17 protein-coding genes are annotated in these 19,814 nt (G+C 43.0%); 1 reads left to right on the forward strand and 16 read right to left on the reverse strand.

Features of this window, described 5'->3' with window-relative positions:
- Nucleotides 1–27 precede the first annotated feature (27 nt).
- From ACR42H_RS25125 to ACR42H_RS25200, 16 genes are all read right to left on the reverse strand, one after another.
- Nucleotides 28–1,176 carry an ADP-ribosylglycohydrolase family protein gene (locus tag ACR42H_RS25125; RefSeq protein ID WP_436373984.1) on the reverse strand — a complete coding sequence of 383 codons (1,149 nt, stop codon included), beginning with the start codon at nt 1,174–1,176 and terminating at the stop codon, nt 28–30.
- 73 nt (nt 1,177–1,249) lie between these two features.
- Nucleotides 1,250–2,140: a carbohydrate ABC transporter permease gene (locus ACR42H_RS25130; RefSeq protein WP_113882258.1), complete on the reverse strand. Its 891-nt coding sequence runs from the start codon at nt 2,138–2,140 to the stop codon at nt 1,250–1,252.
- Between the two features lie 11 nt (nt 2,141–2,151).
- Nucleotides 2,152–3,051: an ABC transporter permease gene (locus ACR42H_RS25135; RefSeq protein ID WP_113882259.1), complete on the reverse strand. Its 900-nt coding sequence runs from the start codon at nt 3,049–3,051 to the stop codon at nt 2,152–2,154.
- Nucleotides 3,023–3,949, reverse strand: a complete 927-nt coding sequence (gene rbsK / locus ACR42H_RS25140) for a ribokinase (RefSeq protein ID WP_436373987.1) — start codon at nt 3,947–3,949, stop codon at nt 3,023–3,025. Before rbsK ends, ACR42H_RS25135 begins: the two co-directional genes overlap by 29 nt.
- A gap of 10 nt (nt 3,950–3,959) precedes the next feature.
- Nucleotides 3,960–4,271 (reverse strand): DUF4387 domain-containing protein, encoded by a 312-nt coding sequence (locus ACR42H_RS25145; RefSeq protein ID WP_113882261.1) that lies wholly within the window; start codon nt 4,269–4,271, stop codon nt 3,960–3,962.
- A gap of 12 nt (nt 4,272–4,283) precedes the next feature.
- Nucleotides 4,284–5,642 carry an acyclic terpene utilization AtuA family protein gene (locus ACR42H_RS25150; RefSeq protein ID WP_113882262.1) on the reverse strand — a complete coding sequence of 453 codons (1,359 nt, stop codon included), beginning with the start codon at nt 5,640–5,642 and terminating at the stop codon, nt 4,284–4,286.
- Nucleotides 5,643–5,914: 272 nt separating this feature from the next.
- Nucleotides 5,915–6,736 (reverse strand): ADP-ribosylglycohydrolase family protein, encoded by an 822-nt coding sequence (locus tag ACR42H_RS25155; RefSeq protein ID WP_436373990.1) that lies wholly within the window; start codon nt 6,734–6,736, stop codon nt 5,915–5,917.
- Nucleotides 6,684–6,953, reverse strand: a complete 270-nt coding sequence (locus ACR42H_RS25160; protein WP_436373992.1) for a hypothetical protein — start codon at nt 6,951–6,953, stop codon at nt 6,684–6,686. The genes ACR42H_RS25155 and ACR42H_RS25160 overlap by 53 nt, the downstream gene beginning before the upstream one ends.
- On the reverse strand, nt 6,953–7,945 hold the full coding sequence (locus tag ACR42H_RS25165; RefSeq protein WP_436373994.1) for an ADP-ribosylglycohydrolase family protein: 993 nt from the start codon (nt 7,943–7,945) through the stop codon (nt 6,953–6,955). The genes ACR42H_RS25160 and ACR42H_RS25165 overlap by 1 nt, the downstream gene beginning before the upstream one ends.
- 69 nt (nt 7,946–8,014) lie before the next feature.
- Nucleotides 8,015–9,493: an extracellular solute-binding protein gene (locus ACR42H_RS25170; protein WP_436373996.1), complete on the reverse strand. Its 1,479-nt coding sequence runs from the start codon at nt 9,491–9,493 to the stop codon at nt 8,015–8,017.
- Between the two features lie 622 nt (nt 9,494–10,115).
- Nucleotides 10,116–11,426 (reverse strand): hypothetical protein, encoded by a 1,311-nt coding sequence (locus tag ACR42H_RS25175; protein WP_113882510.1) that lies wholly within the window; start codon nt 11,424–11,426, stop codon nt 10,116–10,118.
- A 22-nt stretch (nt 11,427–11,448) separates the two neighbouring features.
- On the reverse strand, nt 11,449–12,687 hold the full coding sequence (locus ACR42H_RS25180; protein WP_436373998.1) for a M20 family metallo-hydrolase: 1,239 nt from the start codon (nt 12,685–12,687) through the stop codon (nt 11,449–11,451).
- A gap of 63 nt (nt 12,688–12,750) precedes the next feature.
- The gene (locus ACR42H_RS25185) at nt 12,751–14,025 is read right to left on the reverse strand and encodes a M20 family metallo-hydrolase (RefSeq protein ID WP_113882267.1); all 1,275 of its coding nucleotides are present in this window, start codon (nt 14,023–14,025) and stop codon (nt 12,751–12,753) included.
- Nucleotides 14,026–14,045: 20 nt separating this feature from the next.
- Entirely contained in the window at nt 14,046–15,593 is a 1,548-nt protein-coding gene (locus tag ACR42H_RS25190; RefSeq protein ID WP_436374001.1) for an AbgT family transporter, read from the reverse strand.
- Between the two features lie 224 nt (nt 15,594–15,817).
- Nucleotides 15,818–17,245: a M20 family metallopeptidase gene (locus ACR42H_RS25195; RefSeq protein WP_436374003.1), complete on the reverse strand. Its 1,428-nt coding sequence runs from the start codon at nt 17,243–17,245 to the stop codon at nt 15,818–15,820.
- 16 nt (nt 17,246–17,261) lie between these two features.
- Nucleotides 17,262–18,557, reverse strand: a complete 1,296-nt coding sequence (locus ACR42H_RS25200; RefSeq protein ID WP_436377074.1) for an amidohydrolase — start codon at nt 18,555–18,557, stop codon at nt 17,262–17,264.
- 379 nt (nt 18,558–18,936) lie between these two features.
- On the opposite strand from ACR42H_RS25200, the gene ACR42H_RS25205 reads away from it, so the two are divergent.
- Nucleotides 18,937–19,809 carry a DUF1672 family protein gene (locus ACR42H_RS25205; RefSeq protein WP_436374005.1) on the forward strand — a complete coding sequence of 291 codons (873 nt, stop codon included), beginning with the start codon at nt 18,937–18,939 and terminating at the stop codon, nt 19,807–19,809.
- Nucleotides 19,810–19,814: the final 5 nt, after the last annotated feature.

Genomic DNA, 19,814 nt, shown 5'->3' on the forward strand with positions numbered 1-19,814 from the left:
TCAACTCCTGGTCCCCAAAAGTACTTTTTAAAGTATGTTTTTTCTTTTTTCATTTAGCTGCAGGTCTTGTTCAATAATCAGCTTAGCAGTCTCTGAAAATTGGTCAGCAGCCTGGATTAAATTCATTTTGTTTGTTTCTTGCAAAAGCTCAACGTCCTCAGAACGAATAACACTGTCTCCATACATGGCACCTAAAATAACACCGGCCATAACTCCGATAGAATCTGTATCACGGCCAGAGTTGATGCCATCTAATATGGACCCGTAATAATCTCCATCGTTTAACACCATAAACGCCAGAGCCATCGGCAGCTCTTCAATGGAGCAAAGCCTGCTTGGCGTATAATGATTTGAAGGAACACCAACCTTCTCAATTTTACGGTGAACATCGTCTTTCATTGGCGAATACTTTTCAATCACACTTTGGAATGTGGCAATGATTGTATCCATATCAGCCTTTTCCGAACGTAATTTCTTAGCAGTGTCGGTTAAATCACGAATCGCATTCTTTGTTCCATCCTTAGCAAAATAGAGGGCTGTTTCAACAATTTCATTAACTGTCACATTTTCTTCAAAACCCTTTGCCACACAAGCTGCCAGCACCCCTGCCGCTTCCAGCCCGTAGCTGCTTTGATGTCCCATAGCAAACAAAATTGCTTCATCATAGGCAGCCTTCGGATTTCCAGCATTGACAATTCCAACAGGTGCAATATACATCGCAGCCCCGCAGTTGATCATATTTCCAATTCCGCCTTCACGCGGCTCACAATTGGCTAATACATGGCGCATGAAAATATATTTTTCCGGATAGAATAGACGGTCAATAATGAGCGCTTCTCTGCCAAACTCAGGGATATACGTTTTTCTGAAAGCTATTTCCTTCACAAATTCGTTCCCCATGTCATATGCATCTATATGTCTTTTTTCTTTGTTATAGACGTTGATGAGTGCAACAGTCATAAGGGTATCGTCAGTAACTGTGCCGTTGCCCCTTTTCCTGCCTAAATTCATATCAGCCGGATAATCTTCCTTGTACCATTTGGTACGGAGTGTCTCAACCCTCTTATACATTTTTTTAATCTCTTCATAACTTAATTTTTCAACAGGTGCTCCCATTGCATCCCCTAGTGCTGTGGATATAACAACACCTCTAACTCGTTCTTTAAAAGTAACCATATGAAGAACTCCCTTTTTTCTACACACTTCGCTTTTGTGTATTTTTTAATCTATTCCACATAGAGCGTAAAAATCAGTCTTTGACTCCACCCTCAAAAGCACCTTTCGCATAGTACTTTAGAATCAACGGATAAATCAGCAGTAAAGGTACAACCGAGATGATAATTGTTCCTGCTTGCAGGGAAGCAAAATCAAGGGTTGCTATTTGATCATAAGATAGGAAGTTTTGTGCTCCTAACAGGGATGTGTTATCACGTTCTACTACAAATTGCCGAAGAACAAGCTGCAGCGGCCATTTGCCAGTGTCCGTTAAGTAGATTGTCGCCCGGAAGTATTCGTTCCAGTGATAAACTCCATAAAACAGACCCATTGTTGCCAAAGCTGGCTTGGATAAAGGCAGCATGATTTTTGTGAAAATACGGAAGTGCCCAGCCCCATCCATACGGGCTGCTTCCAAAATACTTTCAGGAACATCCTCAAAAAATCTCATCATGATAAACAAGTAAAAAATATTTATGGTTTTATAAAGAATGAGGGACGCATACGTATCCAGCAATCCCAGGTTTTTCACCAGTAAGTATTCAGGAATTAATCCTGGTTCGAATACCATGATGACAATTAAGAAAATCATTACAAAATTCCGGCCGGGAAATTTTGTTCTCGCCAGCACATAGGCTGTCATTGCAGTAAGCAATAGATTCACGGCTGTACCCACAATGGTTATTAATAAGGTATTAAAAATACTTTTTATAATTAGCGGATTTGATAATAGAATTTTATAGTTAATGAGTGAAAATCCTTCAGGTATGATTCCCAGGCCGCTTAGCTTATGGACCTTGAGAGGATCTGATAACGACATTGCTAGTAAGTGAAGAAGCGGAACTAGCACTGTTAATGAAATTAAAAACAAAATGCTGTAAATAATAATGGTTGAAACACTCAATTTTTTTAATTTATTCATCATTGTCCCACCTCCTACCAAACACCTTTACCGGTAAATCGTTTTGAGATAAAGTGTGTACTCAAAATTAAGATAACCCCAATTACACCTTTGAAAAGGCTCGCTGCCGTTGCATAAGCATATTGGCCGTTTAAGAGACCGATCCGATATACATAAGTGTCTAAAATGTCGATTACACTGATGACAGAAGTGTTCATCATATTAAAGACCTGGTCAAAACCGGCATTCATGAAGAATCCAAGATTTAGAATAAAGACTGTCATGATTGTTGAAGTTAAAGACGGCAGCGTGATGTATCTCATTTGCTGTATTTTAGATGCTCCGTCAATTTTGGCTGCTTCATAGAGAGAAGGACTTATTTTTAGTATGGCTGCCAAGTAAATAATGGAATCCCATCCGGCACTGCGCCATATTTCCTGGAACACCAATACCCAGCGGATATGGTCCTTACTTGTCATAAAATCAAGTGAAGGCATGTTGAAAAAGCTGCGAATCACGTTGACTCCGCCATCTTCCGGATTCAGAAATGCGATCCAGATTCCCGCAATAACGACCCATGATAAAAAGTGAGGAAGATACACAATTGACTGTACATATTTTCTAAACTTCCCGACTCTAACCTCATTGATCAATAATGATAAAATAATCGGAATTGGAAAAAAGAATACAATCTTCATCACGCTAATAATGATGGTATTTTTTAATACATCCAAAAAGGCTGGGGAGCTAAATAGAATCTTAAAATGCTTCCATCCGACCCAAACATTATCACCGATTATCCGGTAATCCTGAAATGCCAGCTTCATTCCGATTAATGGAACGACGTGGAAGATCGAAAAATAAAGGAGGGCTGGAAAAAGCATAAGGTATAGGACCCAGCTTGATTTAATTTGCTTCAGTATGCCCTTTTTCATCTTTATACTCCTTTTCCTTTACAAATTGAGTCACATCATTTCGCTTGGGCATTCCCGTTTGAGCACCCTTTTTAGTGACCGATATCCCAGCTGCTATGTTGCCAAAACGTATGCTGTCTTCAAGGCGATTCCCTTCTGCAATGGCAACTGCGAAAGCTCCTGAAAAGGTATCTCCTGCTCCCGTTGTATCAACCGGAATTACCTTAATGGAAGGAACTAATCTGATTTCTTTTCCATCAAAGAAACGTACTCCCTTTGATCCGCATGTAATAATTAATTTATTCGGATGCTTTTTAAGCAGCTCTTCCATTGAATCATTCGTGTTAAACACCAATTTGTACTCGTGTTCATTTGGTGTGACATAGGTCACCTTGTTAAGCAGCTCTTGACTGAGTGTTTGTGCCGGCGCCGGGTTGATAATAATCGTTTTTCCTTGTTCATAAAGGAGCGGAACCAGATACTCAATCATGTCTAACGGTGTCTCGAGCTGAAATACAATCACATCGTAGTTGAGAAGCTCTGATGCAGTTTTTTTTACATAGTCAACGTTGGTATGTGTATTTGCTCCAGGTACCACAATGATGCGATTTTCACTTTGACAAAGCTCAATAAACGCTGCTCCTGTAGGCAATCCTTTTACAGATTGGAGATTTACAAGATTGATATTCTCCTTTTCCAGCTTTTTGATAATTAGATCACTATTCTCATCATCACCAACCGATCCGAATAAAGACACATCACCGCCAAGACGGGCAGCTGCCACAGCTTGATTGGCCCCCTTGCCGCCAATGGATAAAAAGAAATTCTCACCCAGGACGGTTTCTCCTAATTTAGGCAGTACCTCGCTTTCAATAAAATAATCCATATTGATACTTCCAACAACGGCTATTCTCTGCATGTTCATCATCCTAATCAATCAGTATATTCATTAACGGTGCATGCTGCTGTGCCCCATATACATCCCGGTCTCCGACTGTTCCAGAGGAGATATCTCTTAAAATCGTAATCTTAATTCCAAGTGCCTGATCATAGAAAACGAGATGGTCAATCTGTTCCGCGGTGAGATTATACAGCGCACAAATGGTTTGCTCATTGATTTTCCCTGAGTTTTTGACTCGCTCATAGACTTCCTTGGAATCGAATAAAATATCGAACGTCAGCTCAAATGGTCCTGCATTTTTACTTCGTAATACTTTAGCTAGTTCAAATAAAGCGGCCATGTTTTCATCCCCTTACAAATACTCAATAACAAATGGGCTTTCAGTGATTTCCATTAGGTGATAGAGAGAAAACTCATACACAGGTCCAAACTCTATATCACTTGGTGCAAAGGGAAAGGCTAAATTACCAGCTGTTGATTTCCGATTTTCATATCCGTAATGGAGAAATGTCGATCTTACGCTCGAGCAAATACTGTTTGCAAGTTCCTGTGTTTTGGCAACCACTTCAAACATGACACCAATCTCATGTCCTTGGAATGGTGCACATTCTCTTGAACCGAGTACTCCATTTTTTCCATAATTATAGAAGTGGATAGAATAATCTTCTTCAGGGATGTCCTCGTAATAGTCCTTTACCTGCTCCATCACAAGCTCCTCAATTTCTTCAATATTCTCCACTAAAATGGGGTCACGGACACCTGCGATAACAAAGGTTCTATATGCAACCTTTCGTGCACCTTCCAGCTTGATGAAATATTGATCATTTTTTATCAGTTTGCTATTCTTAACCTCGACAACTCCGTCACTCACTTGTGTGAACTCACATTGACTAAGGTCAAGGATAATGCCTGGCCCATGTAAAATGTATGGATGTTCTTTTTCGTAGAAGGTATGTGCACTCACACTAATCGGCGAACATTTGCGAATTGGATTCAAGGATTGGACGGTGAAGGAATCTTCCTTTAATGTTCCAACGATGCAATCCTTCGTTGTGCCTGGTTCAGCACATAGGGCCCCGCATTCTAAAATTTTGCCAAGATGGTAAGCAAGACCAGAATCTTTACCGTGGTAAATTCCAACTGCCGCAAATGGCGATGGATCATATGCTCTTCCACAGACAACAATGTCTGCTCCGTTTTCAAGAGCCTCCAAAATGGGCTCATGTCCCATCTGCGCAACAATGTTGTTTGTTTCTTGAATGACTTCATCGGTAAGTGCCGGAATGTTTGGAGTTAGAGGGTTAATTCGGCCCTCCTGGTTTGCCTTTATAATTTCTTCCTGTGTAAAATCGGACCAAATCACTGCAATTTTAGCTGTTAAGCAGCGTTCTGCCAGGATTTCTTTAATGATATCCAGCGTCCATTCAATATGCGGCTTGGCACCGGCTCCGCCAGCAGATCCTATAACAATGGGAATTTCCCGGTGTACACCATTTTTAATGATGATATCCAAATCCTTTTTGGTAGCCCGGCGGCTCACAATCGCGACACCCGCTCCGAGCTTATGAGGACCTGCATCTGTCGACCCTGCATCCACAACAATTCCATGAATCTCTTGATTGTTCTCAAAGGCCCTGTTAAAAGACTCTTCCGGAAATCCATATCCTAATATCCCGCACGGAGAAACAATACGTACATCACTGCTAGTCATGTTATAACCTCTTTTAACTGGATTTTGTCTGTTTTCTTTTCGATCAACCTCTTGATGTGTAACCGGTTACATATTTTTTCAAAAAAATAAGACATGTAACCGGTTACACATTATATATTCTTATGTTACCGTTTAACGCCAGTCCGTGTCAACCAAATATTATTTCAATTTGTATAGTTTATATCGCAACGAGGTTAAAGATAAGTAGCACGATCATTTTTTCCTCTTTTCTTAGAGTAAATCGTGCATCTCTATTTACTTATTGTTAGACGTTAAGCATTGGCATAGCTGGCCAATTTGGCAGCAACATCTTTCAGTGATGTTCCCTGTAAACTAGGAATACAAATTCCCTTAATTTCATCTAATGCTTCTTTCCAAGTTTCCGGGACTGCACTTGCTCCCTGCGAAGCTCCAGATAGAGCACCTACCATTGCAGGCATACTATCGGACTGTTTCGGCAGTAAGGATGCCAGCTGAATTCCTTTTTGGAGATCTCCCTCTGTACTTAGGAAAATGGCATAGGCTACTGCGAGTGTTTCTGGAGCAATATTTGCATAGTTATAGACTGCATTGACTACTCGTTTATGCCATAGCGGTATGGCTGCAAGTCCGTCTCCATTGGTTTCTTCCAGTACATTTAGGGCGATATCCATTTTTCTGCGAATCCAGGAATTTTCCGGTACGTATTTTAATCCTTCTTCCACTATTACCTGCGGGGAAGCACCTGATAGAGCCGAAGCTATACTGGCAGCCATTGCCTGGGCTGCATATACACCATCCTCAGCATTTGTGATGGAAGCCATTTTTTGCGCAATACTTGCCGCTTTTACAGGCTGATTTTTATAAATAAGACCGATTGGAACCGCACGTGAAACAGAGCCATCATCATAGTGATGCGGATTGTCATTGCCAGATGCCGGAGGAAGGATTCCTTTTTTGATGTTTTCAATAGAAGCTCTCTCACTTACTCCACTCCAAATTTCCTGCTCAGCTTCTACTATATATTTCATCCAGCCGAGAAGTAATGTTTCTTCGGTCAGTTCATTTCCGCAATTCAAAATCATTTGCTGCAATGATTGCAAATTCTGTATCATCCGTTCCGCAAAAATCTAAGATTTCCTCACTCATTGCATGTGTGAAGGGCAATGAGATTTTATTAATCCGATGCCGATCCGTAATTTGGCTAAAGCTCCATAAACGATTTCTCCGCTTAGGAGGAAGTACGAGTGATCTATGATACATTGCAGCAAAGCCTACAGAATCACCCATTGCTAGACCGAGAAGGGAACCGTAAATTTTATCATAAGACATTACTCTTTTCCTCCTATAATTACGTTTGTTAAATCCTTGGCAATATCACGGACATCTATCCCTTTCGTGGCCAAAACACAACGGCCGCGAATAATATTAATGCGTTCCTGCCAATCCTTTGGTACAGCATCGGCACCATGTAATGCTCCTGCCATTGCACCATTCATAGCCGCAATCGTATCAGAATCTCTTCCAATATTGACTCCGCCAAGTACAGCAGGAATATACTCACCCTTTGCTGCAGCAAACACACCATATGCGAGCGGAATAGCTTCCGGCCCCATATCGGCCCAAGGATAGTAGAAAATGGAGATTTTATTGTAGAGCTCTTCCAAAGCATCTTGAACATTCGTATACTTTGTGCCAATTTCTACAGACTCGCTGATTTTCCGATATGTCCAGGAATCCTTAGGTATATGGTTCATCCCTGTTTCAATTACTTTTTGCCAATCGTCTCCCGTCATGGCATAAGCAACGCTTGCCGCTACAGCTTGACCGCAATATACTCCATCCCGGTCGTGGCTGACTCTTGCCTCAATCTCAGCTAATCTGGCCGCTTCTTCCGGATTACCTGCACAATAAATGCCAATTGGAGAAATTCTCATGGCCACTCCGTCACTCCACATTTGGTGATTATCAACACCTGTGACAGGGGCAGCAAGACCTTTTCGAAGATTAAAGATAGCCTCTACTTCACTAAAGCCGCCGCCTTTAAAGCCGCCTTCCTGAGAAACAAGATAGTTAGTCCATTCTCTTGTCATATCCTCATAGTTTAATTTGTTTCCATATTTTAAGATAATTTTCGCTGTCAGCATTGTGTATTCAGTATCATCTGTTCCAACTGGATCATCATTGACAAAGTCATTGATCCATCCGTATTTTTCCCGTATCTCTTCCAAAGCCAAGCCTTCGGTTGGAGCTCCCAATGCGTCACCCACTGATAATCCTATTAAACAGCCATATACTCGCTTATACCATTGTTCGAAACCCAAATGAGTTCCCCCTATGCTAAAGTTTTCTAAAAAAACAGTGGAGAACGGAGTCTCCACTATTTTTTTGTATTATCTTAAATTTTTATTTGCAAGTTCTGTAATCTGTTCTCCTCCTGCTTCGTTCCACTCTTTAACGAATTTATCGAAATCAGAGATAGGACGCTTGCCAGTAATGATGTCCGTTGTAAATTCCATATACAGGTTTTGCATAGCATCCCAGTTAGCGACATATTCTTCCGGGATTATGAAGCTATTGTCTTCTGCATAATACTCTTCTGCTGATTGAAGTGATTTTTCCGCAGTTTCGCTTAATAATGGTGTAGTTTCATCCACTGTAGTGGCCGGCGTATAATCTGCTGGCTCCCAGAATCTAGCAAACCATTCACTGTAATATTTATCAGTCAGCTGGAGCTTTCCATCCACTACGTTATAATGATCGCCTTCGAATCCGAAGCGGTCGATCATTTGTCCTTCAGGGCTTGCCATATAATCTAGAATCTTAAACACAAGGTCCTTGTTCTCAGAATTAGCAGAGACTGCAATACCCCTTGATTCTTTTGTAACATCCGTAGCTCCAAAGCCTTGGTATTCGCCTTTCGCAGGCGGCAGCATGACTAGTGAAGCTTCTTCTCCGCTCACTTGAAGCATTTTGCCTTCATAAATATCGATAACTTTACCAGCTGTACCAGGGATGATTGCAGCTTCCCCATCAAAGAATGCTTTTTCTTTCGTATCCCATTGCTTTGTTAAGTATTGAGGATCCAAAAGTCCTTCTTTATATAACTTATTATAAAATTCAAGCTTTTCTTTTTGCTGCTTTGAAACTCTTGCGTATTCATAAGAGCCATCTTCTTTTTGCAGCCAAGTCTTATCGATCCCAAAAGCCATATCAAACATATAGTCTATTTCTGCAATGTCACCAGCAACTGTAATGGCATATTTAGGTTTATCGCCACCGGGCTGTTTTTTAACTAATTCTTTGAAAAATGCATAGTAATTGTCCACAGTTGGATTTTCCATTAGTGCTTTGGAAGTTTCCATTTTGTTAAACCAGTCTCCTCTAATGACAGGAACTTTAGGAGCAAGCGGTTTAATCCATAGTAAGTAAGGATAATTTTCAAGTCTTTTTTCGTTAAATGGCTGAACGATATCCTTTAGATATTTTGATTCCTTGATATATGGTCTTAAATCCTCTAATAAACCTTGATCTGCCATGGCTTGATCCCCGCCTTGGAAATAAATCATATCAGGAATATCGCCGCTATTGAGCAGTAAGTTTAACTTCTCAGCATAGTTACCTTGCGGGAGGTCGACTAATTCAAAATTCACTTTAATATTTTCATCTTCAAGGAGCCCTTTTTCAATCGCATCATAATATTTTTCTGATACAGGGTTAGAGCTGTTATCATCTTTCATTACAATACGGATTGTTGTGGCTCCCCCTTTTTCTTTTTTATCTTCCTGACCTGCTTCTTCTTTGTTCGTACAAGCCGCCAGTAAACCCAAAACCAAAATGAGGCTTAATATGGCTAAAAAAGATTTTCTCATCACTTTTCCCCCTAAAAAGTTTTTTTATATACTAATTGAATCGATAAATGATTACTCCCCCCTTGCCATTCAACATATATTAGGAAATTGATAGTATAAAAGATAACCAGAGTCACAATAGTATGGAACCGGTTACATAAATGACTATAAAAGGTTGTCACTAACAATTGTGAATTAAAAAATTATGTTAAAGCCTGATAATCAACCTTTGTATATCCTTATGTAACCGGTTACATATTATATTCCCTTTTAGAATAATTGAAAGTAGTTTTAAAGTCAACAACTAAAAATTCAAATTACTTTGGAAATTTTTTTGTTTCTATCGACGCGAAATTCTGCACAGCAACTTGGAGTTGATCATTTCCTTTTGATTTGGGCGGGTGCGGAAGTATAGGATTTAGGTGCAAGAGGCATTGAAGGTTCTTGCTATTTCTCTTGTTTTTACAAATTCAATCAAACGTTTGATTGAAATGGCCATTTTATATATCTCTCCACTTCCCTTTTCCCGAAAAATCAAAGTCCCCCATAATTCAGAGGATACTCTGGAAATTAGGGGGAACCTTACTGAAAGTCAATCATTTTCGATTCGCACGTTCTCTTGACTTCACCTTAAAACAGGGGCTTAAAGCTTCAACTCATAAACCTTCCGCGGCCGCCCGCGCTGCCCAGGCTGTTCTTCGCCCGTCACTTTGGCAAGCCCGAGCCGCTCGAGCTCCGCCATAATCCTCCTCGAGTTGCGTTCGGTGTTCTTCAGCCATCTTGAGACTTCCTGCGCAGTGACAACCTTTTTTTGATAGTGCCTTGAAAGGTATTCGATTTTGGATACGATTGCCGGATTGATTTTGGCGCCCTTAAAGCGTTCTTCCCATTCCTCTCCCCAAATGCGTTGCTGGTAGGAAACCGCCTCTTCGCCGCTTTCCGAAAGGTGTTCCTTAATTTGCTTGTTTTCATCAATACTAACCACAGGCGAAGCTTTCTGATCCCGGGCATATTGGAGGGCGAGACGGACATTCTGCTCTGCATCATATGCCGTCAGCCCGTAGCCGACACCGATTCTTACCTTTAGCTTGCTGTGGATTTTCGCTTCTTCTATAAGAGAGTACATGGAGGCTTCCTGAAAATGCATTTCCATTTCGCCCCGGGTTGTATAAATAAAGAATAGACCATCCCCGATCTGCACAAAGGAGCCTTGGACTTTTTCTGCATAATCAAGCATGACCTGCTTGATTTCCAGCTCGTGCCGCTTCATTTCATAGGTGAAATGCTGCTCTTCCAGTGAGCTTGCAGAGTGAACGACTTCCATTCCCATAATCGCTATCTGGGAGCGCTTATACCAATTGGACTGGCCTCTTTCCCTTAGGTAGCGGAGCACAAGTTTTATGGCGACAGGAGAAGGGACGACCCGGTAGCATGGGATTCCCTGTTCCCTCAGCCGGTCATGGACCTCCTGGACACAAGTCAATGCTACCTCCGTTTTTCCTTCCTCAAAAAGCCTCTTATGAAAACGGATGATTTCCTCTGCTGGTTCGTACTCATTATAGGAAAAAGCCTGAATGTTTAAATCTCCTAAAAAATATGTATTCTTTAGTATATCAAGCTCCGATTCCTGAATGGTGTCCAGGCTTGCCTGCTGAAATCCTCCTTCCCTGATATGCGCTTCCAGGAGTGTTCCCAGCAGACTGGAGCCATATAGAGGGGGATAATGGGCGTTTTCCTCCCCGATCAGCCCTTTTGAACGCGCGTAATAATAAGGGGCCTGTCCGGAGAAAAACCACAAATCGATTTCCGTTTTATGTTCCCTGATAATTTTTTCCGTTTCTTTTGTTTCCTTATAAATGTATGGAATCATCTCAAGCTCGCTGTATTCACGCGACAAGGCAAGAATGTGTCCAACGGAGTCTCCCGGTCCCACTACCCCAACGCGAATCTTCATTTCTTTTCCACCTGCTTTTTCTTTATATGCTTGTTTCATTTTTTAAATATTGAGCGATAATCTCTGTTCCCATTTCCAGATCTTCAATAGAGGCATATTCCTCAGGATGATGACTGAGCCCATTTTTGCAGGGGATGAATAAAAGCCCTGATGGCCACTTAGCCGCCATGTTCATGACATCGTGTCCTGCACCGCTTTCAAGCACCAGTGCCTTATACCCTAAAGATTCACCTGATTGCTGTAATTTCCGCATCACTGCCTCATCCAGCTTAACGGATGGATTATGAACAAGCGTTTTTACTTCTATTTTAACACCAAAAGATTCAGAAAGCTGATGACATTTTTCACGTATGAGCTCCTCCATCTCTTTTTTCAGCGAATCGTCCACACTGCGGATATCGACTCCAAGCTCAACTGTTCCGGGAATCACATTCATGGCGTTCGGCTTTAGTTCAAAGGTGCTTGCTGTTGCCACAATCGGCACCGCATTGGAATCCGATAAAGAAAGAGCTGTCTCTGATATAAATGGGACGAGTGGTGCAGCCGCGACAAAGGCATCCTTACGTTTGCCCATCGGTGTCGTGCCTGTGTGCCCCATCTGTCCCTTGATGGTTATCTTTAAACGGATTGGGCAGGCAACTGCCGTCACTGCTCCAAAGTCTGCGCCTGCATCTTCAATTCTGGTCCCCTGTTCTATGTGAAGCTCAATAAAACTTTTTATTGCTTTCTCCGGCCGTTCAGCCTTTTCAATAGCTTCCCACGACAACCCCATGCCCTCGACTGCCTGGCGGATGGTGATGCCATCCTCACCAGTTACATCCTCCACTTCTTTCTTATTAAGAAGGCCGCTCATAGCCTTGCTGCCAATGGTTGATACGCCAAAACGGGAGGATTCCTCCGATGCAAAACAAATGACTTCAATTGGTATAACAGGCTCAAATCCTTCTTCTTTCAGTTTCTTTACGGCAGCCAGACCGCAAAGGACACCGGCCACTCCATCATAGCCTCCTCCACCTTTTACGGTATCCACATGAGAACCTGCGGCAACAGCAGGTGATGAATCTTCGGCCTCCCAGCGGGCAATTGCATTCCCCGCTTCATCTCTTTGAACCTTCAATCCGATATCCTCAGCAATGGAAACAAATACATCAATGGCCCGCCATTCTTCTTCCGTGTAGCCTAACCGGCAGAACCCTTCAGCCTGGTTCATGCTGTCTGTTAAATTTAACGCTTTCAGATGCTTATCCAGCCATTCTTTCATTTTCAATACTCCTCCCTGATCTCATGAAGAAAATGAGGCAGATAGCTCTGCCTCATCCATTCCTTAATTCAATTTTTTTATAGATTCAAATAGCAGCTGGACGGCATTCATCATCGTACCTTCATTGATATCAAACTTTTCGTTATGATGGCCTGCTGCTAGCTCTGTACCGAAAATGCAGTATGTCGCCTGTCCTCCATTTTGCTGAACACGCTCCATGAAAAATGTTGCATCCTCAGAGCCTGCAGGTGAATTGTCTTCAAGGATGCTTTCCTTTATATAGGAAGCTTCTTGTGCACAGCCATGCAAGACGGAAGCCAGCTCTTTTGTTCCATGGGCACTTATGGCCTCGCCCACAGTCTGAATCTCGTATTCTACTCCGTACATTTGGGCTGATCCTGCGATAACAGCTTCGGCCTGGGCTTTAACATATTCGTTAATTTTAGTCGTTTCCCCGCGTGTTTCAATTTTCAGCAAAGCTTTATCTGCGATGATATTGCGGCCTGAACCTGCATGCAATTCACCCACGTTAATGCGGGTTGCCCCTTCTGAATGACGCGGAATAGCGTAAATATTCAGGGCAGCAGAAGCGGCGGCAAGCAAAGCGTTTTTACCCTCTTCCGGATTTCCGCCTGCATGGGAAGAAACTCCTTTAAACGTTACATCAAGCTTTGACGTGGCCAGGAATCCGTTCTTTGATGCTACAAAATGTCCATCTGGAACTCCTGTGCCGACATGTGAGGCAATTAAATAATCGACATCATCGACAACTCCGGCTTCAGCCATTGAACGAGCCCCGCGGGTGCCTTCCTCGGCAGGCTGAAAAATCAATTTGATTTTCCCCTTAAGGCTGTCTTTATTTTCAGCAATCAAGCTTGCCAGGCCAAGTCCGATGGTTGTATGGGCATCATGTCCGCAGGCATGCATAGTGTTCGGAACTGCAGACCTAAATCCTTCTTTTTGCGGAAAATGGCTGTCTGCCTCTGATTCATGGATCGGCAATGCATCCATATCAACACGGAATGCTATCACCGGGCCATCCTTTTTGGTATCCATAGTCGCGACAATGCCTGTATAACCGTCTGTAAAAGCTTCAATATACTCTTTTTTCGCACCATTTTCGAGAGCCCATTGATAATGTGCGGCTGTTTCCTCTTGATTCGGCTTACCCATAAAATAATCAGATGCCATTACCTGCCTGCCCATCTCCAGCTGGAAGCCAAGGTCATCCAGGATCGATGCAACAATGGAGGCTGTCCGCATTTCCAGGAACCCTCCCTCTGGATAGCGGTGAAAATCACGACGCCACTCTTTTAATTGATTTTCGAGGTTACTCACTTTTTAACCACATCCTATTCTTATAGATAAGGGCCGATTCCCGGACCAAACGGGATTCCAAAGAAGACGAACACTAGAATCATAATAATCCATGTCAGCAAGAAACAAATTGAGTATGGAAGCATTAAGCTGATAAATGTCCCGATACCGGCTTTTTTGTCATACTTCTGCATGAATGACAGCGCAATAACCATATATGGCATCATCGGTGTTACGATATTTGTAGATGAATCCGCCACACGGTAAGCCACTTGCGTAAATGCAGGATGGTAGCCAAGCTGCATAAACATCGGTACAAAAACAGGTGCTTCAAGTGCCCACTTGGCTGAACCTGAAGTGATCAGGAAGTTCAAGGAGGCGGTAAAAATAATATAACCAATAATCAGTCCGATTCCAGTAAACTCTACGTCTTTCAGGAATTCAGCTCCGTTAACCGCTACCCAGGTTGCAATATTAGACCAGCTGAAGTAAGCGATAAATTGGGCGATTGCGAAGATTAAGACAATATAAGATGCCATATCCTTCATAGATTCAGCCATAAAATTGGCAACATCTTTACTGCTCTTAATGTTTCCAACTGTTATACCATATACAGTACCAATAATGATGAAGAAGAACAGAATAATTGGAATAATGCCATCCAGGAATGGAGATGGAACAAGTCCGCCATCTTCATTGGTTAACGGGCTATTTGGAATAAGGATCGCTCCCACAATAAGGGCAATATATGCAAATCCAGCAATGGCGGCATTCCGTAAGGCCTTACCTGCGTTAGGGGGATCTTCTTTTACAGCTTCCTTAACCTCAGCCCCTTTATACTCTCCAAGACGCGGTTCAATGAATTTCGTCGTGACAAGTCCGCCGACAATGGTTAAAACAAATACGGAAACAATATTAAAATACCAGTTATCAATTGGTGTTACGACAATACTCTCGTCAATAATCTTGGCAGCTTCTGTTGAAATCCCTGCCAAAAGTGCGTCTGTTCCCGCGATCAGCAGGTTTGCCGTAAAACCGGCACCGGCGGATGCATACCCTGCAGCCAAACCGGCAATCGGGTTTCGGCCGATTTTATAGAAGACCATTGCGGCAAGCGGCGGCACCAGAACCATCGCAGCATCTGATGCGATATTCCCCATGATCCCAACAAACACAACGGTGTACGTGATTAATGCCGGCGGTGATTTTAAAATCGTTTTCTTAATGGCATAATCCAGCATGCCGACCTTCTCGGCAAGCCCGATCCCGAGCATCATGGACAGAACCAGGCCAAGAGGCGCGAATCCGGTGAAGTTATCGAGCATGGATGTCAGAATAAAATTCAGGCCTTCTGCAGATGCCAGGTTCTTAACTGCAAGCTCCTCTCCAGATCCTGGATGGACAACAGTAGCCCCAAAAGCGCTAAAGATTGCTGAAACAATAATGACAAGCACTGCGAGCCCGGCAAATAATATAAACGGATCCGGGAGCTTGTTGCCGACCTTCTCGACTCCATTGAGAAATCGCTGGGCAATCCCTGGTTTCTTACTTTCTGTTACCACTTTCTTTCCTTGTTTTTCTGTTTTCATAAACTCCCCTCGCTTTTCTATTTTTTATTGGATTTTCTTACTTATGAGTGCCGCTGCGGCGGCCAGGTTCGGACTTGCTGTTCCCGAATTCTGCTTCTTCTGTCCGAAGTGGCGCCTAGTTCGGACTCCTTCTCTCGAGTTTCTGCTTCTTCTGTCCGAAGTGGCGCCTAGTTCGGACTGCTTCCCTCCGTTTTCTGCGTCCCCTGTCAGTAGTAAGCGAGCACTTATTTTAAAACAGAGGGCTTTACCTCTGCAGGAATTGGACATGTGTAAGGATTGGCTTGCTTGAACTCATTGAATTCCTGTTTGACAGCTTCCAATTCTTTCTGGTCGGTCAGCAGTTTAACTGCTGTTAAAGCCATTGCTTCTGCTGCACGGAGCATACCCTTGTGGGCATAGCTGCTGATGCCTTGTGCAGTCATCTGCCATGTATGCAGCGGTGTGCCCAGTGCTGATGTTGAGGCTGTCAGCTGTGCGGTTGGAACAACCCAGCTTACATCGGAAACATCAGTAGAGCCGGCAAGAACTTCTTTGGAAGGTTCATAGGCTGAGATTGTTTCTGCCAGGTATTTTCCTTCAAACTCAGTTCCGTCCCCTACATAGCCAAATCCTCTTAAAATATCCAAATAGCTTTCTTTCTCACCATCTGATAGGGTTGTCCAAAGCTTTTCGGCAAAGGCCTTTTCTTCTTCGTCCGGTTTTTCAATGCCGGATTCCTGAAGGCTTTGATAGAGAATTTTTTCAAGGCTGCGGTTTGGAATATAATTGGAACAAGCCTTGTCAAACTCAATGGTAAGCTCTGTCTCTGTCATTAGAGCTGCGCCCTCCGCGATTTTGCATACCCGTTTGTAGATTTCATCCACCTGCTGAACCTTTGGCGCGCGAATCAGATACAGGACTTCGGCGTCTGCTTGTACGACATTTGGCGATATGCCCCCAGTGTTGGTGATGGCATAATGCATTCTGGCTTCCGGTACGACATGCTCGCGAAGGTAATTGACACCCACGTTCATCAGCTCAACCGCATCCAAAGCACTTCGTCCAAGATGAGGCGAGTTCGCCGCATGTGAGGATAAGCCTTTAAATCTAAAATAAACCTGATAGTTTGCGAGACTGGAAAGGCTCATGATGCTGTTGGCCGGAGATGGATGCCAGGTTAAGGCTGCGTCCACTCCTTCAAATACTCCTTCGCGGACCATGAAGGTTTTTCCGGAACCGCCTTCTTCACCCGGACAGCCAAAAAATTTTACAGTTCCAGGAAGATTGTTTTCTTCTAAATACTTTTTTGCTGCACAGGCTGCCGCAAAAGCTCCGGTACCCAGCAGGTTATGCCCGCAGCCGTGACCGACCTTCAGCCCGGTTGGCTCGTACGAAGTCTTGTTTGGCACCTGCCCCAATCCGGACAGAGCATCAAACTCACCGAGAAAGCCAATAACAGGGGCTCCGCTTCCATAGGAAGCTACAAACGCGGTTTCAATGTTTCCGGATTTGAGTTCAACCTGAAAGCCTGCTTTTTCGCATTCAGAAGCTAAAAATTCTGCCGATGCATACTCTTCAAATCTAGTTTCCGGATGGTGATAGATGTACTCGCTGATCTTTTCAAACGTCTTCTTGTTCTCTATCAGAAATGTTCTTGCAAAGTTGTTCGTCATGATTTCCTCCTTTAATTTAAATGGCCGATCCGCCATTTAAGATATGAATATAAGCATCGACCGCAACCAGTAAAGCTTCTTCCTCGAAATCGAATTGAGGATGGTGGTGAGGATAATCAAGCTTCGTTCCAAACAGCATAAACGTAGCTTTGCCGCCATGCTTCTGGACCCTGTTCATCATAAAGCTGACATCTTCCGATCCGGAGACAGAGACAGAAGGCAGCACTTCTATCACAAGCTCGCTTGATTCACACCATTCGGTGATTTTCGGAATCAACGCCTCATCACATACAACCACTTCTGTAACTCCGACTGCTTCGATCGTGCAGGAAACATCATGCATATCTGCTGCCGCCTGAATAATCCGGGTCGCTTTTTCAGCCATATATTGAGCAATCTCCGGTGTTTCGCCCCGCACTTCTATTTCCATATAACTGTCTCCCGGGATGATGTTCCGGCCGCTGCCTGCAGAAAGCTTCCCTACATTCACCCTGGTGACGCCATCATGGTGGCGGGGAATGCCGTAAAGATTGTTTGCAGCCGTCGTCGCCGCCAATAAAGCATTTTTCCCAAGTTCGGGATTGATTCCGGCATGTGAGGAAACTCCTTTAAAATAAGCATTGTATTTGGTTGAAGCCAGAAACCCCGGCGTTGTGGCTGCGATTGTTCCAACGGGCAGGGACTTAATGCCGATGTGGCCTGAATAAAAATAATCGACATCATCAAGCCAGCCTTTGTCTGTCATCGCCCGGGCCCCTCTTCCACCTTCTTCAGCCGGCTGAAACAAAAGGGTAAAGCGTCCCTTAAGTTGATCACCATGGGAAGAAATATACTGAGCTACCCCAAGTCCGATGGCAGTATGTCCGTCATGTCCGCACGAATGCATCACATTCTCTTCTTTTGAGCCAAATTCGAATTGAGCTGGACGATGGGCAGGATCTGCAGATTCGTTTATCGGCAGTGCGTCAATATCAAATCGGAAACCAACATGGTCTCCGTGTCTGCCAGTATCCCAGACTGCCACAAGCCCGGTATTGCCGCCGCGCATTTGATCGAGCCAGGACTCTTCAACACCCCAATCCCTCGCCTTTTTCTCTTGGGCTTCAAGATCAGCTTGTGCAGGAAGCCCCATGCGGGAATTCTCGTCAAGCGCGTCTTTCCCTAAATAAAGCTTGAAACCCATTTTTTCCAGTTCTTTTCCGATTCTGTATGTAGTGATATACTCCATGAACCCCAGTTCAGGCAGTGCATGCAAAGTGCGCCGCCATTTGATCAGCTGGGGAGTTATTTCCTTTAAAAAGCTGCTGCCCATCATGATTCCTCCTGTTGAATATTATTTCGGACATTTTCCGTTTCATTACCTTAAATGTATTATACACGCATTATTAGAAAATTCAAAGTAAACTTTTAACTATTAAAATGTGGTTTGGTGAATTTTTATACAACCGAAACTAAATTTAGCAAATCTTTAGTATAATCCTCCCTATACACCCCTGACTTTCTCCCTATTTTCACCTAAAAAGTGTAATTTTCCACGTTTAAACTGTAAAAATATAACTCCATCCGCTAAAATAAGGGATATACTCTGAATGGCACATACCTTTAGGGAGGACCTTTAAATAATGCACAATAAAACAAAAATTTTACTCTGCAGTGTTGGAATATCATTAATGCTTGGAGGATGTTCTGGTATGAATAGCGCAAATAACAAACAAGACAGTGAAAAAGCAAAAGAAACACAGGCTGCCCCTTCTGAAGAATCACTAATCAGCGTTCAGGATTATACCGGTGAAGGCTATGCACTTCCATATGGAAAAGAAACAGATAAAATCGCAGATGAAAACCTTGATCAGATAAGGGAAACTGCAATCAAGTTTTTTAAGGAAAAATATAAGACCGATGTAACGGTGCATAATGTGGTTGGTGCTAAGGATGGGGCTACTGTGTTTGTAGAATCCAAAGGTGAGCCGCATTTCTACACTTATGCTGTAGTGCCAATAGATGAACTCGAAAAGAAAGTGATGACAGAAAAGATATGGGCGGACGAATTCCAGGTGGAGAATGCCATTAAAGGCGGATTGTATCACATGATCTTTAATGAGGAGTTCCAACAGCTCGACGAATTCCTTGAGACTCTTGCAACAGAAGGTCAGGTAACCGGAAAAACAAAGGAAGCCCTCCAAAACGTGGGCGGACACGGATATATGACTCCATATTATTTTATTGCATTAACAAGTAAAGAAGAGGCTATTAAACCAGTATATGACCTTTATATTAGTAATCCTGATGAAAGTACGGAAAATTTGAGGAATGCCTATGAAGAGGGCTCGTTTAATCCAGAAAACTTCAAAATCAATATTCAATTATTCATGGCTGAGAAGCAGGCAGAGCCAAGTGAAGAAATATTTAATCAAGTCACCAAGGAGCTAGAAGAAATGAACTCAATACCTAAGGGCACCTACAGCTTCTCTCTCAATGATAACTATATTGATAAACAGAGTTCGGAAGGTGCTAAGGATAATTCTTTAAAACGCGGATACCCGGATTACATTATTAAGGAATAAAGCAG

This window comes from Cytobacillus sp. BC1816, assembly GCF_051353635.1.
GTDB lineage: Bacteria > Bacillota > Bacilli > Bacillales > Cytobacillaceae > Cytobacillus > Cytobacillus oceanisediminis_C.